This window comes from Mesorhizobium sp. f-mel (assembly GCF_053850215.1).
In genome coordinates this window covers 102,421-116,085 of the sequence record NZ_JBSPTO010000010.1, presented here as the reverse complement: position 1 = coordinate 116,085, position 13,665 = coordinate 102,421, and the positions used below count along the sequence as shown (strand labels likewise).

The window sequence follows — 13,665 nt, the reverse complement described above, 5'->3', positions numbered from 1 at the left end:
CTCTGCCGTGAGCGCCGCCCTACTGATGCCGCGCGAGCCGCTCTACGGGCGCGTTGGCTTCAGCCAACCTGACCAGCGCTTGCTCGACTTTCTGCGCCGAGCGGTCCGTCCGCTTGATGTGCCTCACCATTTGCTGCCTTAACATCGCGAGCCTTGCGGCGCGATATACGTCGCCGTATCTCGCAGTTTCAAGGTGGAGGGTCGCGAGCCTCATGGGCGACGATTCCAATTATCTAGCGGAAGAATTCGCGAACGCGTCTTTCGTTCCAATGTCCGACCCACGCTGCGGAAAGGGGAACGGGTTCCAGTATAAGTAAGAGTTCCGGGGATGGCCGGTTGCAGTTTATCGAACCGCTCATGCCGACCCTGGTCAACAAGCCTCCGGAAGGCGACGAATCCAGAGCGGCCCGGAACATAAGCGGGCTGCAATTCAACATTGCATCAAAGTAGTAACACCGCCATCGGCAGCGCATCGATCGGCCCGCCACGGGGGCCGTGAAGTGGTGCACTGACTTTGTGAATGATGTTGCTGCCACCCGCCATACCTTTGATGGCTATCCAGACGGAACTCCGAAACGTGGCTACGTTTCCAAACCCGACAACATCGTGACGCATCCCTCCACGTGACGCCTGAAAGTTTCGAGTGCGGGTGCTCTGGAGGGACGAATAAAGTAAGTGCCGTTCGTTTCGCACTCCTGGCGCGGAGACTAGCCGTAAGGCCAGAGTTACAAAAGTTGACACTTCATAGGCGGAACACTCCTTCGGTCTGCCTGTTGGATTTACCAGCGCATGTCGCGCATTCAGAACCGGAGAAAGAAGATGAAACGCATACTTTTGGCGTCGGCAATTCTGGCAGTGTCGGCCGGGCTTTCCCTTGCCCAGACGACGAGCGGTACCTCCAGCGGCACCTCGACGGGCGGAACTTCGACCACAACAACCGTGCCCAGCACGACCCAGGGCACCGGCACCACCACCAGCGGGGCCAACACGCCCAACGATCAGGGCACCGACACGACCACCACCAGCGGCACCACCAATCCGAACTCGGCCAGGGACTGCGCACCTGGCCAGCAGACCGGTAGTGCTCAGCAGGCCGCTCCGGGCCAGCAGGACACGGCTGCCAACACCGCCGCGCCCGGCCAGATGAAAAAGACCCCCGAAGGTTGTTGATCGGCGGTTCGACACGCATCGGAGTGCCCAGCGGTCGCTGGGCTGGTCTCCCCGACGACCGACTGAGAATGAACTCGGCTGGCGTGCGAGTTGCCGCCAGCCGAGGATCGGTTCGGGAATGGGCTTTAAAGCGCTACGCAGCAAAACGCGCACATGACCGTCTTGTCCTCCAGAACGCGGGCGGGACGAAACCGCGCCAGTTCCGGTTCTGCGCCCTCTTTGCTGTTCGGCTTCTAGCCTTCGAACCAAGCGGCCGACAACGATCCATTTGGATCCTGCAACGCTGAAACGGGCCTGTTCCTGCGGCCATTCGATGCTCTGTTCCGCTCGCGTTCTTCGAGCGTGACCTAGCGGGCCTATCTTTGGCAGCGGGCTTTTGCGTTTTCAGCTTATGTTCTACGGTTGCATGGCTCAGTCGCAACAGCTGCGGCATCCTCGCCGCCGCTGAGGTTGGACCACGTCCACTGACCTGACTGCTCGATCCCGTTGCGACGTCGGCGGTGACAATCCGAACGCCGGACGTTGTCGACGATCCTATACGGCTTGCCGCGCCAAGGCGCGCAAGGCGCGCTCCGCTGGTATGCAATGCCATTTTCGGAGACTATCTCTGTATGCATCACCACGCGTCTAAGGACAGTGGATCGCCGCTCTTGATCGCGCGCGCCATCCCGCGTGTTTCTCTTTGATTGAGTTTCCAATTGGATTAGCTGCACAAGATGCCTTGCTCGGCCGCGTCTCGAGAGGTTGACGATCGAGGGTCAATCCCCGCAGCGACGTGAAGCGATCGCGTCCCGCATCATCGCAAACTACCAAGCCGGAATCACGGACGAGGAAGAACTGTTTTCGGCGTCGAAACTCCCGTTAGGACGCTAAACTGGTATAAGGCTTCCGCCGCGACGCCACTCAAATCTCGCCCAGCCCGTGGTATTTAACGCAGGGAGAATCATAAGCGACCGGGCGTCCCGTCGTCGCGTCCTCTCCCTCCGAGATCGCTGGCCAGCGATGTTCCATCGGCACAGATCATGACGGCGGCAAGGTCGTAGCGATCGTCGATGTCAGGCTTTGGCCACTCGGACAGCCCAGACGATTCAGGTACTTTTTATCTTGCCGTTCATTCCATTGGGGTAAAAGCCACCCTTGCTCGCACCTTCCTGATCGGTGAGATACACGATGCGCAACACCTCTTGCGGTGTTCGGGTGAAGGCTATCGCATCCGGTGTCGAAGGAACGATGTTTGCCTTGCCGTCTACCCGGATGCCTTGGTCCTTGTCGTCCGATCCGTCGATCTTGTCACGCGCGTCGGAGACCGCGTTGGCGGCTTTCCAGGCCTGTTCGCCCTTTCGGTAGAGCGTTGATCGCGCCATTCCCATGTGGTAAGCCTCAACGGCTAGGATTCCAGCGGCGGCGGCGAGGAAATCCTTGTTCTTCAACACTGTCGCCGCGCCGGCATAGGCGGTAACACCAACATCCTCGAAGAGCATTCCGCCAAGGACGAAGTTCGTCTCATTACCGAAGGGATCGAAGTCTTCCCCTAGCCCTGCAGCCTTTGCGACGGCTGCGAAGCCAGCTTCGAAATCGATGGTCGGCCTAGGCACAGCCTGGTCTCCGAGGGTCTTGCGATAGAACCTCACGTGAGCCAGTTCGTTTTCTGCCACCTCGGCCATGAACTCGCCGATGGCAGGCGTTTCGAAGGAAACCTGCTTGCCGCCGGTCACTTGGCCCGCATCCGCACCTGCATCGGAATCATCGACTCCTTTCCCGGTCGTGCCGCGCAGGTAATACTCCGCCTCCATGTACTCCAGATTGAGCGCGAACTGGAAGACATCCTCGTCTTTGATATCACTGGCCTCGTCGGCGAGCGATACTGAAGCGCGGCCTACAGTCGAGGCAAGCGTCGCGCCCAAGCCAAACTGCAAGAGGCGGCGGCGGGGAAGAATAAGTGAAGGGATCGCACGGAACATGACTTCCTCCTAAAGCCCGCCCGGCGTCAGTCTTGGCTCCTCAAGTGCGGGCCAGTTAACCAAACATCGCCGCAGTCCAAAGGTTCCGGGATCTGGTTGTGGCGGCGGGTCGGAAGTTCAGTCGATGGTCGGAACCAACGCACGACATCAGGCATCCACCCCTTTACGCCGCCTCGCCGGTGCGGAATAGGCAAGCCAGCCAAACAGGCCAACGACACCGACCATCGCAACCCAGCCGACGATCATGCGCGTCCGGGTCTGCGCCGTCGGCATGCGCAACTCATCGACCTTGGGCCACATAACATGGAGGTAGCCGTCCGGCTCGGCCGCGAGCGCTTTGTCCTCAGTGTCGACCTAGAGCATCACTCCAGGCATTGGTCTCTCGCCGCTGCTCACCATGATGTGCACAGGCGCCATCGCCGCAATAACTTGCCCATCGCGCTTGTATCCGACGGCGAGACCGGCAGGTTTCTTGTTCGAGATTGTTTGAGATCGCCTTGAGTCTACCTCGATGAGGTCTGCTCGTTCCCCAATGCACAATTCGACGATCAGGTCGACGCCTTCGCCGATGCTCTGAATGAGTCGGCGTTGGGGTCGACCTTAACGCTCGATAAGGTTTAGGTGTCGATATACTCCGGCATGTCCGTGAGCTGGTCCTCCGTCCATGTGGTGACGGCGTGAACATCGCCGTCTTCGTCCCGCATAAACTCTAATTGGCTGGCAGGAACCGCTACTGACTTCGCGCCAATACCGAGGAAGCCGCCGACGTCGATGATGACTGTGGCGGTACTCCCGGTGCCGTCGACACGTGAGACCGATCCGATGTTCTCATCATCGGGGCCGTAGATCGTGGCATCCTCGAGAATATCGGGTGTGAGTTCCGCCTCAGTTAGGCGGACATGATTGGTGTGGTCCATTGCTTTGGCTCCTTGTGGGTTCGAATGGCCTTAATCCCCGGCAAGGCCATCTGTTCCGAAGGAAGCCAGGTAGATGGCAAATGTGATCTCGCCGTTTCGCGACAGCCTGACAATCCGGTCTCCCGCTGGACAGAGCGCAGATTTTTGGAGCTGCCGCGCACCAACTGGAATTAATTGACCCGTGAGGCCCGGGTGCTGAAATCGCGGCGTTGACGCTCGAGACGATAGCAAACAGAGCGCGTTCCGTGGGCAAGCTCAAACGAACCCGGGTAGTGTCTCAGTTTGAAATATCCAGGCGACCGAACATCACTATGCACGATCCTTTCGGTATTCTGCAGCCATACCGTAGAGGAAACGCACGCCGTCGTGGGACGCTAATTGAAACGCCGTGCGGCTGCCTTTTCTTGATCCCGATGTCGCTGACGAAGGGCCCGCGCTGATTCGACATGCTGGCGACGAAGGACAAGGAGAAGGCGTTCGCCTTGGCGAGGGAGAGCGGCAGAAGTGCGAATACAGACGATCACTGCGAAGAATCTCGATTCATGTGGGGAAACTCCAGAGCGCTTAGCCGAGCTTCAGGATGCGCCCTTGTCGAGACGAAACACCCCATTGTTGCCACCCTGGCGTTCGAAGTCCGTCTGGAGATCATCCCATGTACCGAGATATTCGCCGCAATCGGCGCAGCTAATTGGCGTTGAAGGCTCTGCATCAATCGGAATCTGCAGCCGAATGGTGCCACAGAACGGGCACTCTAAAAGGTGATTTAAATACTCGCCCGCCATGCCTTCATTCCGGATATGCCGTCACCAGCGAATATGGTCGAAGTCGAGGAGAACAAGATTCTGCGATTACGGAAACACCCCATCGAAATCAATAGCAAATCCTGCATCGATCGCGCTGCGAGCTACACGATCGCCAAGTTCCCAATCCGTCCGCTCGGAAAGTGGGAACGCGTCTCGCAAGGCGCGGACATCGGGTTTTCGACATTGTCGAGCAGATAGCAGACAATCGCTTGGCGAATGTCCTATGAAATAGGCCTCGGAGGGGTGCGCGGGCATCTCAGGCCCTATGAATGGAGCCGCGTTTCCGAGCCGTCGCCCATTGTTGCGTCGAAAACGACGGGCACACTGTGAATGATGCATTCCGCCGCCAGAATTTCCTCCAACTGGCAGTCGGTGGCGTTGCAGGCCGGCATGAGTGTTCGGATGGCACGGATTGCCTGTGCGATGGAGAGGAATCGGGCCCTGCCTCTGGAAAGGACATAGGCCTCGGCCGCTCTTTCAACCGTGACGGTGTGAAACGTGTTTGTCATCAAGATGCCTCCCCGAACCAAAACCAACACGATTTACGCCCAAGATGCGACAGCCTTCAAGGGAATGTCCGATTCCAGACAATCAGCCGGAGGCAATGCCGAAGTGACGTTGCTCCTCCTCGCCATAAGCACCATGAGTGAGTTCTATCATTCCGGGGCGGTCGACGATTGTGATTTCGCCGCGCCGAGCTTGAACCAGCCCCCTATATTCAAGCATTTGGAGAGCCGTGGTGACGCCGGGGCGCCGAGTGCCAAGCATGGTCGCCAGAAATTCATGGGTCAGGTAGATCTTGTTTCCTTCGATCCGGTCGTGGACCATCAGCAACCTGCGGGCCAGCCTTTCGTCGATTTTCGAATGGCCGTTGACCAGTGCCGTTCGGGACGACTGAACCAGGAATGCGTGAGCATAGCGCAGCAGTGACGTTCGTAGTGTCGGGCTTTTCGAGAGCGCGACACGCAAATCGTCCACCCGCAGGCACCAGCCATTGCCCGCGACCTGGATATAGGTTTCGTTGGAAGACTTGTCCTGGCCGAGCACTGCCGCAAGACCCGTCATGCCATCGTGCCCAATGGTGCCAACTTCGCTTGCCGCCCTCCGGTCATGGTCGCGACCACCGACGTAATACCCGCCTCTGGAAAATAGACGTGCTCGATCGGCTGATATTGGATCTCCAACTCCGCTTTGATGGCCAGTTCGACGTGATGTATCGAGGGCTGTAAAAGCGCGAAATCCTCGGAGGAGAGGGTTTTCAAAACATGGTTGCGAAGGAGAGATTGGGGCATGGCTCTTCTCCCTGACGGGCAAGAGCACGAACCTCTTACTGTCGGCTGCATCCGGGAAACACGGCGGCCCATACGACAACGTATACCCTGTGGACGCCACTCGCAAATTGTTTGGCTGGAAATTCGCGAGGAGGGCGAAGGCCTGTCTATTCCGAAGCCACTGGCCAAGATTTGTCCGAAAGCGTTCAGTAGCAAACGCCGCGCTACAAGACTTTCGCGAGGAAATGAGCACGCGATGGGACGATGGAACATTGCGCTGACTTAGAAGTTGGGGACCGGGTGAATCTAATGCCGAATTTGCCCCGTCGGACCCACCACTCCGTGGGTTTCGGGCCCGTTCCGGACCTCTCAACGGAACGGGCTCTTTTATAATGCGCAGCACCTAAAGTTCACGCACTGGCCGTGCGGCGCTTCGAAAGCGCTTGCCACAACTCTGTTTCGTCTGTGAAGCCGTTCTCGAAAGCTTCAATAACTTGGCAGGCGAGCCGTTCCCTCTGGTCCCGGTCTTTAAGGGCCAGACGACGCTCTTGGCACAGCTGCTCGAATACCTTCTGGAGAAGGTCCAGGTCGGTCGACGTGAATACGCTTTGAATTTTGAGAAGGCCATAACACTCTCCTCCCTCGTCGGGGCGAAAGCGTGATCTGCTCTTTCAAGCGTCCGTTTGCCTCGGTTTGGTGCGGACGACACTTCACCATACGCCCTTGTGGGCGGCACAGCCAATCATATTCAGAAATTGAAACTGACCCACTCCTAATGCTAAAGGGGTTTGCCGGCGCGCATCATGGCACGCGCGATAGCGAGTTGCGTCAAAACCTTGGCGTTTTCGTTTTGCGGCCGCAATGAGCCTACGCAGGCGCCGCAGGACTTCGCCACGTGCGCGAGATCGCCGTGCTCCAGTGCGCTTTCGCCACTGGTCAGAGCGATTGTCATGACGGCATCTGTCCAAGCCCTCTCTCCCCACCGGACAATGAGGCGATTTCGCAACTGTTTCCCGACCTGAGGCAATGTTTGGGAACCGCAGGCAGACTTGAGGGGCATCATCAATATACTGCTCGCGGTCATTGCGGGCGTCTTGTTGTTCGGTCGGGAGGCAATGACCAGCGGCCTACAGCGCTTCGCCGTCGTCGCGATCGCCATCTTCGCCATTCACCTCGTCCTCATAGGAGTCCGCGCAATCCTGTCGTGGATCGGGACCGAGTGGCGTCCTGCGGGGAACGCCCCATCGCCTTCGCCACGGCGGCCGGATGCATCCTCGTGCTTCTGGGCGCCTACGTCCTGTGGCTGTGGGTCGCCGGTGAGGAGAACCCGATTTCGCCCGCTGCGTACAGCTGGCTCGGGTGGGCCTGGATCGGATTGCTTCTGCTCCTGATGGCGGGCTACGGCATCTACGGCCTCCGCTGGCTCTCCGGACACTGGAGCGAGGTCCCGGGCATCGTCGGCTACCGACTGAGGGTATTCCTGCGAGACTACCTCGAGTTCCTCGGCGGCCCTGTCAATTTCCCGATCCGCGAGTGGCGCATCCGGCGCGAGGCGGGTTCGGGAACGGCCGTCAAGCTTGTGCCCGCTGCCTACACGACTGTCCTCGGCCTTGTCGTGTCGTTCAAGACGGTGTCCCTCAGCATCCTTGCTGCCTACGGTCTTCTCTCCGGTCTTGGCATCGTCGACTAGTGGACCACCTGCGCACGATTTCGGCCGAGCAGGTCCGACGCATTAGCGATGCATGTCAGCGCCATAGGCAACTGACCCGACGCCCCACCACAAAGACCGGAGACCCCGCTTCGGCGGGCTTTTTCGTGGCTCGCGTTGCATCCGTGTTGCATGGAATAAACAGCAACACGTTGAAAAGCCCGCAAATCAGCGGTTTTCAATGTAACGTGTTGCCACATGAAAAGCCGCCCATGTGGCCGCGCTCTTCCCATGAAGTATTTGATTATATTGGTTTTGCTGGTGCCCCCGGACGGAATCGAACCGCCGACCTTCGGTTTACAAAACCGCTGCTCTACCAGCTGAGCTACAAGGGCACGGCGCTCCGGTTAGCATATTTGTTGCGCCAGTAAAGACAAAACTCTGTTTTGCCGGTGAGCGCGCCGGAACCGCCGGCGCGGCATCCTGAAAACGGCCAATTCGATTCCTATATTGGTCGAAGGTGCAATCGCATAGGCGAGGGTGTCGCATGATCAGACTTGTCGTCATTGCCCTGGTCGTGGTCGTGGCCTGGATTCTCCTGGTGAAGCTCATCAAGCAAGTGAAGAGCGCCAACGTCGACTGGACCGGACTCACCACCATCATCGGCTTCATCGCGCTCGCCTTCTGGCTGCGCCATATCACCGGCATGGGCTGAGGCTTCCGCCGGCGGACTGTCGACTGGCGCTCCTCGCGGTCGCGATGCCGGCTGCAAGCCCTGTTCAGACTGGCCGCTTTTGCGCATTCGAAAAAATCCAAAAAATTATCGAACCTTTTTCCTTGCTGCGACGACTGATCGTCAAGAGCGGATGGATCGCCTCTCTCACAACGCAGCAAAGAGATCATCATGTTCAAGCGCACCATCGTTTCCGGCCTCTTCGCCATCACTGTCGCCGCCGCCATGCTGGCCGGCACCGTTCAGCCTTCGGCCGCCCATCACAAGCACCATCACAACAAGCACCTTAGCATCGGCATCGCCGCCGGCGTCGGCGGCTTCCTGCTCGGCAGCGCGCTCGCCCAACTGCGCACCGTCTATATCGACGAGAACGGCGGCTCATGGCACGTCCGTCGCTGCCTCAACCGCTATCAGAGTTACGATCCTTACGCGGACACCTATGTCGGCTACGACGGCTACCGTCACTGCTGCCGGCTTTGAGAGGACCGTTTCAGGCAACCGGAAGAAGGTGCACCCCACGGCCCCTTTTTCTTTGTCTGGAGGGTTGCCCGCTCATGCTTACGGCGTCAGGTCCTTAGGGCGTCCTGCCGCCGATCATCTTCGTCACCGCCGCCGCTGCATCATGCACGAGCGGGCCGATCTCTGCGAGCCGCTCCGGCGTCACCCGCACCGTCGGTCCCGAAACCGAAACGCCGCCGATCGGTTCGCCGAACTCGTTGAAGATGGCGGCGGCCACGCAACGCATGCCGGGGTGCCGCTCCTCGTCGTCGACCGACCAGCCGCGCAGCTTGATGACCACCAGATCACGGGCCAGCGCCGAGATGTCGGACAGCGTGTTTTCGGTGAAGCGCTCCAACCCGGCCCGGCGCAGGATGGCGCCGACGCGTTCCGGCTCGAGATGCGCCAGCACCGCCTTGCCGATACCCGACGCATGGAAGGAACTGCGCGTGCCCGGCCGGAAGAAGGCGCGGATCGCCTGATGCGTCTCGACCTGGCTGACGAAGACGACGCAATCGTCCTCGGCGACGCCGAGATTGGCGGTCTCGCCGGTCTTCTCCATCAGTTCCTGCATGACCGTGCGGGCGCGATCGACCAGCTTGCGGCGGCGCAGGAACGCCGCGCCCATGCGATAAGTCCCGACGCCGATCGACCAGAGCTGGTCGTTGCTGTCGAACTCGACCATGGCGTGGTTTTCCAGCGTCGTCAGCATGCGGTAGGCGGTGGAAGCCGCAAGGTCGCTCTGCGCGGCGATCTCGCTCAGCGACAGGCCGCTGCCTTCGGCGACGATGGCCAGAATGCGCAGCGCCCGGTCGAGCGACTGCACCGAAGCGGCGTCGGACGGACCATGGAAGGCACGCGGACGTCCGCGCTGGCGTTTTTCGGTGGTTTCCATGGCGGCATTCTTGCCGATTTCGCGTCGAATACGCAATGAAAAAGTTTTTCACTGATCTGCCAAGCCGAACCTATGGAAAACGGATAACTCAATGAAATCAATCGCTAGCCGTCACTTCTTAGAAATGAAAAAATATTTCGAAAAAATTGAAAAATAGTCGGCACACTGGCATTCTCGGCCATCAACAAATTCCGTGGAGGCGGACATGGCAAGGATGCGCGCGGTCGACGCAGCGGTTCTCGTTCTCGAAAAGGAAGGCATCTCCTGCGCCTTCGGGGTGCCGGGCGCGGCGATCAACCCGTTTTATTCGGCGCTGAAGGCGAGGGGCACCATCCGCCACATCCTGGCGCGCCATGTCGAGGCGGCCTCGCACATGGCCGAAGGCTATACCCGCGCTAAATCAGGCAATATCGGCCTGTGCATCGGCACTTCGGGTCCGGCCGGTACAGACATGATCACCGGGCTCTATTCGGCCGCGGCCGATTCTATCCCGATCCTCTGTATCACCGGCCAGGCGCCGCGCGCGCGTCTCAGCAAGGAGGATTTCCAGGCCGTCGACATCGCCGCCATCGCCGCGCCTGTCGCCAAATGGGCGGTCACCGTCATGGAACCCTATCTGGTGCCGATGGCGCTGCAGAAGGCGTTCCACTTGATGCGCTCGTCGCGGCCCGGTCCGGTCCTCGTCGATCTGCCAGTAGACGTGCAACTGGCCGAGATCGAGTTCGACATCGATGCCTATGAGCCGCTGGTGCCGTTCAAGCCGGCGATGTCGCGCAGCCAGGCCGAGAAAGCCTTGGCGATGCTAAACGCGGCGGAAAAGCCTGTCATCGTCGCCGGCGGCGGCATTATCAACGCCGATGCTTCGGATTTGCTGATCGAGTTCGCCGAAGTCACCGGCGTGCCCGTCATTCCGACGCTGATGGGCTGGGGCGCGATCCCCGACGACCACCGGCTGATGGCCGGCATGTGCGGGCTTCAGACATCGCATCGCTACGGCAACGCGACGATGCTCGAAGCCAATTTCGTCTTCGGCATCGGCAACCGCTGGGCCAACCGCCACACCGGCTCGGTCGACGTCTACACCAGGGGCAAGAAATTCATCCACGTCGACATCGAGCCCACTCAGATCGGCCGCGTCTTCGCGCCGGACCTCGGTGTCGTGTCGGATGCCGGTGCGGCGCTCAAAATGCTGCTCGACGTCGCCACCGAGTGGAGGACGGCGGGAAAATTGCGCGACTGGTCGGGCTGGGCCAGGGAATGCCATGCCCGCAAGAAGACGATGAAGCGCAAGACGCATTTCGACCAGGTGCCGCTGAAACCGCAGCGCGTCTATGAGGAGATGAACAAAGCATTTGGCCGCGACACCACCTATGTCACCACGATCGGGCTTTCGCAGATCGCCGGCGCGCAGTTCCTGCATGTCTACAAGCCGCGCAACTGGATCAATTGCGGCCAGGCCGGTCCACTCGGCTGGACGCTGCCGGCAGCACTCGGCGTTCGCGCCGCCGATCCGCACCGCAATATAGTGGCGCTGTCCGGCGACTATGATTTCCAGTTCATGATCGAGGAGCTGGCGGCCGGCGCGCAGCACAGATTGCCCTATATCCACGTCGTCGTGAACAATGCCTATCTCGGCCTGATCCGTCAGGCGCAGCGCGGCTTTTCGATGGATTTCGAGGTCAACCTCGGCTTCGAGAACGTCAACCGGAAGGATGACCCTGAGGCTGGCTACGGCGTCGACCATGTCGCCGTCGCCGAGGCGATGGGCTGCAAGGCGGTCCGGGTGCGCAGGCCGGAGGAATTCGCGGGCGCCTTCAAGCAGGCGCAGCGCCTGATGAAGGAGCACCAGGTTCCCGTCGTGCTCGAATTTATCCTCGAACGCGTCACCAACATTTCGATGGGCACCGAAATCGACAAGATCACCGAATTCGAGGAGCTTGCCGAGAGCCACGAGGATGCCCCCACGGCGATCGTCATGCTTGATTAGACTCTACGGAGAAAAAAGAATGCCGCGTTTTTCAGCCAATCTTTCGATGCTCTTTGGCGAGCACGAGTTTCTCGACCGCTTCGAAGCCGCCGCCCACGCCGGCTTTAGGGGTGTCGAATATATCCGGCCTTACGACCATGCGCCGGAGGTGGTTGCGGCGAGGTTGAAGAAGAACGGCCTGACGCAGGTGCTGTTCAACTTGCCAGCCGGCGATTGGGGCAAGGGCGAGCGCGGCATCGCCGTGTTGCCGGATCGCGTTCCCGAGTTCCGGCAAGGCGTCGCCAAGGCGATCACCTATGCGCATGCGCTGGGCTGCGAACAGGTTAACTGCCTCGCCGGCATTGCGCCGCAGGGCGTCGACCGGAGTGTGCTGGAAGACGTCTTCGCCGAAAACCTGGCGTTCGCGGCGGAGAAGCTGGAGCAAGCCGGCATCAGGCTGTTGATCGAGCCGATCAACACGCTCGATATTCCCGGCTTCTTCCTGAACTATTCGGATCAGGCTCTGGCGCTCATCGACCGCGTCGGCTCGAAGAACCTGTTCCTGCAATACGACATCTACCACATGCAGATCATGGAGGGGGATCTCGCCCGCACCATTGAGGCAAACCTCGACCGCATTGCGCATATCCAGCTTGCGGACAATCCCGGCCGTCATGAGCCGGGGACGGGCGAGATCAATTTTCCTTTTCTGTACAACCACATCGACAGTATCGGCTATTCCGGCTGGGTCGGGGCGGAGTACAAGCCGAAGGCCGGCACGGAAGCCGGACTGGGCTGGTTCAGGAAATTTGCAGGGCAGGGCAGTGCGGCGGCGTAGGGCAGGCCGGGGATTATTGAAACGGAGAACAACAATGGACACCATCGGTTTCATTGGCCTCGGCATCATGGGCGCGCCGATGGCGGGGCATCTGCTCGACGCGGGCTACATCGTCGTCGCCAGCGATCACCGCTCGAAACCGCCGACCGATCTCGTCGCCAAGGGTCTGAAGACCGTCTCCGGCCACAACGCCGTTGCGAAAACGGCCGATATCATCGTCACCATGGTTCCCGACACGCCTGAGGTGGCCGATGTGCTGTTCGGCGACAACGGCGTCGCTGCCGGCCTGACCGAAGGCAAGCTGGTCATCGACATGAGCTCGATCTCGCCGGTCGAGACCAAGGCTTTTGCCAAGAAGATTAACGACTTCGGCTGCGACTATCTCGATGCGCCGGTGTCGGGCGGCGAGGTCGGCGCCAAGGCCGCGTCGCTGACCATTATGGTCGGCGGCGAGGAAAAGGCCTTCGAGCGCGCCAGGCCGGTGTTCGAAAAGATGGGCAAGAACATCACGCTGGTCGGCCCCAATGGCGTCGGCCAGATCACCAAGGTCGCCAACCAGATCGTCGTTGCGTTGACCATTGAAGCGGTCGCCGAAGCGCTTGTTTTTTCATCGAAAGCCGGGGCCGACCCGGCCAAGGTGCGTCAGGCGCTGATGGGCGGGCTCGCCGCCTCGCGCATCCTCGAAGTGCATGGCGAGCGCATGATCAAGCGCAGCTTTTCGCCGGGGTTTCGCATCGAACTGCACCAGAAGGATCTTAACCTGGCGCTGGAAGGGGCCAAAGCGCTCGGCGTTTCGCTGCCCAACACCTCGACGACGCAGCAATTGTTCAACTCCTGCGCGGCCAATGGCGGCGCCAAGGAGGATCACTCGGCGCTGGTCAGGGCGCTGGAGCGGATGGCGGGACATGGGCTAGGGGAGTAGGGCAGTAGGGGGAGGTCAAAATTCACGGCATCCGACAAACTGC

16 protein-coding genes and 1 tRNA gene are annotated in these 13,665 nt (G+C 60.0%); 7 read left to right on the top strand and 10 right to left on the bottom strand.

Annotated features, from left to right (window positions below; all coding sequences use genetic code 11):
- Positions 1-819: 819 nt before the first annotated feature.
- A complete protein-coding gene (locus ACWUKX_RS15315; protein ID WP_456007727.1) occupies positions 820-1,170 on the top strand; it encodes a hypothetical protein in 351 nt (116 codons plus the stop codon).
- 1,088 nt (positions 1,171-2,258) lie between these two features.
- Here ACWUKX_RS15315 and ACWUKX_RS15310 read toward each other — a convergent pair.
- From ACWUKX_RS15310 to ACWUKX_RS15275, 8 genes are all read right to left on the bottom strand, one after another.
- Positions 2,259-3,131, bottom strand: a complete 873-nt coding sequence (locus ACWUKX_RS15310) for a ferritin-like domain-containing protein (protein WP_456007725.1) — start codon at positions 3,129-3,131, stop codon at positions 2,259-2,261.
- A gap of 147 nt (positions 3,132-3,278) precedes the next feature.
- Positions 3,279-3,404, bottom strand: coding sequence for a hypothetical protein (locus ACWUKX_RS15305; RefSeq protein ID WP_456007723.1), 126 nt, complete (start codon positions 3,402-3,404; stop codon positions 3,279-3,281).
- Between the two features lie 344 nt (positions 3,405-3,748).
- Positions 3,749-4,048 (bottom strand): PRC-barrel domain-containing protein, encoded by a 300-nt coding sequence (locus ACWUKX_RS15300; RefSeq protein WP_128344980.1) that lies wholly within the window; start codon positions 4,046-4,048, stop codon positions 3,749-3,751.
- A 575-nt stretch (positions 4,049-4,623) separates the two neighbouring features.
- Entirely contained in the window at positions 4,624-4,830 is a 207-nt protein-coding gene (locus ACWUKX_RS15295; protein WP_456007721.1) for a hypothetical protein, read from the bottom strand.
- Positions 4,831-5,114: 284 nt separating this feature from the next.
- Positions 5,115-5,360 (bottom strand): hypothetical protein, encoded by a 246-nt coding sequence (locus ACWUKX_RS15290; protein ID WP_456007719.1) that lies wholly within the window; start codon positions 5,358-5,360, stop codon positions 5,115-5,117.
- A gap of 82 nt (positions 5,361-5,442) precedes the next feature.
- The gene (locus ACWUKX_RS15285; protein WP_456007717.1) at positions 5,443-5,916 is read right to left on the bottom strand and encodes a Crp/Fnr family transcriptional regulator; all 474 of its coding nucleotides are present in this window, start codon (positions 5,914-5,916) and stop codon (positions 5,443-5,445) included.
- A complete protein-coding gene (locus tag ACWUKX_RS15280) occupies positions 5,913-6,143 on the bottom strand; it encodes a hypothetical protein (RefSeq protein ID WP_456007715.1) in 231 nt (76 codons plus the stop codon). Before ACWUKX_RS15280 ends, ACWUKX_RS15285 begins: the two co-directional genes overlap by 4 nt.
- A 757-nt stretch (positions 6,144-6,900) precedes the next feature.
- Positions 6,901-7,290 carry a hypothetical protein gene (locus ACWUKX_RS15275; protein ID WP_456007713.1) on the bottom strand — a complete coding sequence of 130 codons (390 nt, stop codon included), beginning with the start codon at positions 7,288-7,290 and terminating at the stop codon, positions 6,901-6,903.
- Between the two features lie 108 nt (positions 7,291-7,398).
- Here ACWUKX_RS15275 and ACWUKX_RS15270 point away from each other — a divergent pair, with 108 nt between their 5' ends.
- Entirely contained in the window at positions 7,399-7,812 is a 414-nt protein-coding gene (locus ACWUKX_RS15270; RefSeq protein WP_456007711.1) for a hypothetical protein, read from the top strand.
- Positions 7,813-8,089: 277 nt separating this feature from the next.
- Here the strand turns inward: ACWUKX_RS15270 and ACWUKX_RS15265 are convergent.
- Positions 8,090-8,165: transfer RNA gene (locus ACWUKX_RS15265), tRNA-Thr, on the bottom strand.
- Between the two features lie 152 nt (positions 8,166-8,317).
- On the opposite strand from ACWUKX_RS15265, the gene ACWUKX_RS15260 reads away from it, so the two are divergent.
- Both ACWUKX_RS15260 and ACWUKX_RS15255 read left to right on the top strand, forming a co-directional pair.
- Positions 8,318-8,485, top strand: coding sequence for a hypothetical protein (locus tag ACWUKX_RS15260; protein ID WP_456007709.1), 168 nt, complete (start codon positions 8,318-8,320; stop codon positions 8,483-8,485).
- Between the two features lie 189 nt (positions 8,486-8,674).
- Positions 8,675-8,983 (top strand): BA14K family protein, encoded by a 309-nt coding sequence (locus ACWUKX_RS15255; protein ID WP_456007707.1) that lies wholly within the window; start codon positions 8,675-8,677, stop codon positions 8,981-8,983.
- Between the two features lie 94 nt (positions 8,984-9,077).
- Here ACWUKX_RS15255 and bhcR read toward each other — a convergent pair whose 3' ends face one another.
- On the bottom strand, positions 9,078-9,896 hold the full coding sequence (gene bhcR / locus ACWUKX_RS15250) for an HTH-type transcriptional regulator BhcR (protein WP_456007816.1): 819 nt from the start codon (positions 9,894-9,896) through the stop codon (positions 9,078-9,080).
- A 205-nt stretch (positions 9,897-10,101) separates the two neighbouring features.
- Between bhcR and gcl the strand changes: the two genes are divergently transcribed.
- Genes gcl through ACWUKX_RS15235 form a run of 3 tightly spaced genes read left to right on the top strand, consistent with a single transcriptional unit; the run spans position 10,102 to position 13,622 of the window.
- Positions 10,102-11,883 (top strand): glyoxylate carboligase, encoded by a 1,782-nt coding sequence (gcl, locus tag ACWUKX_RS15245; RefSeq protein WP_456007705.1) that lies wholly within the window; start codon positions 10,102-10,104, stop codon positions 11,881-11,883.
- 19 nt (positions 11,884-11,902) lie between these two features.
- Positions 11,903-12,700: a hydroxypyruvate isomerase gene (hyi, locus tag ACWUKX_RS15240; protein WP_456007703.1), complete on the top strand. Its 798-nt coding sequence runs from the start codon at positions 11,903-11,905 to the stop codon at positions 12,698-12,700.
- 34 nt (positions 12,701-12,734) lie between these two features.
- A complete protein-coding gene (locus tag ACWUKX_RS15235) occupies positions 12,735-13,622 on the top strand; it encodes a 2-hydroxy-3-oxopropionate reductase (protein WP_456007701.1) in 888 nt (295 codons plus the stop codon).
- Positions 13,623-13,665: the final 43 nt, after the last annotated feature.

Excerpts from the sequence above, each read along its gene's own strand:
- ACWUKX_RS15310 (WP_456007725.1), bottom strand. The coding sequence starts at position 3,131 with ATGTTCCGTGCGATCCCTTCACTTATTCTTCCCCGCCGCCGCCTCTTG.
- bhcR (WP_456007816.1), bottom strand. The coding sequence starts at position 9,896 with ATGGAAACCACCGAAAAACGCCAGCGCGGACGTCCGCGTGCCTTCCAT.
- ACWUKX_RS15280 (WP_456007715.1), bottom strand. The coding sequence starts at position 6,143 with ATGCCCCAATCTCTCCTTCGCAACCATGTTTTGAAAACCCTCTCCTCC.
- ACWUKX_RS15300 (WP_128344980.1), bottom strand. The coding sequence starts at position 4,048 with ATGGACCACACCAATCATGTCCGCCTAACTGAGGCGGAACTCACACCC.
- ACWUKX_RS15255 (WP_456007707.1), top strand. The coding sequence starts at position 8,675 with ATGTTCAAGCGCACCATCGTTTCCGGCCTCTTCGCCATCACTGTCGCC.
- ACWUKX_RS15305 (WP_456007723.1), bottom strand. The coding sequence starts at position 3,404 with ATGCCGACGGCGCAGACCCGGACGCGCATGATCGTCGGCTGGGTTGCG.
- ACWUKX_RS15285 (WP_456007717.1), bottom strand. The coding sequence starts at position 5,916 with ATGACGGGTCTTGCGGCAGTGCTCGGCCAGGACAAGTCTTCCAACGAA.
- ACWUKX_RS15315 (WP_456007727.1), top strand. The coding sequence starts at position 820 with ATGAAACGCATACTTTTGGCGTCGGCAATTCTGGCAGTGTCGGCCGGG.
- ACWUKX_RS15275 (WP_456007713.1), bottom strand. The coding sequence starts at position 7,290 with ATGGCGAAGATGGCGATCGCGACGACGGCGAAGCGCTGTAGGCCGCTG.
- ACWUKX_RS15295 (WP_456007721.1), bottom strand. The coding sequence starts at position 4,830 with ATGGCGGGCGAGTATTTAAATCACCTTTTAGAGTGCCCGTTCTGTGGC.
- ACWUKX_RS15290 (WP_456007719.1), bottom strand. The coding sequence starts at position 5,360 with ATGACAAACACGTTTCACACCGTCACGGTTGAAAGAGCGGCCGAGGCC.
- gcl (WP_456007705.1), top strand. The coding sequence starts at position 10,102 with ATGGCAAGGATGCGCGCGGTCGACGCAGCGGTTCTCGTTCTCGAAAAG.
- ACWUKX_RS15260 (WP_456007709.1), top strand. The coding sequence starts at position 8,318 with ATGATCAGACTTGTCGTCATTGCCCTGGTCGTGGTCGTGGCCTGGATT.
- hyi (WP_456007703.1), top strand. The coding sequence starts at position 11,903 with ATGCCGCGTTTTTCAGCCAATCTTTCGATGCTCTTTGGCGAGCACGAG.
- ACWUKX_RS15235 (WP_456007701.1), top strand. The coding sequence starts at position 12,735 with ATGGACACCATCGGTTTCATTGGCCTCGGCATCATGGGCGCGCCGATG.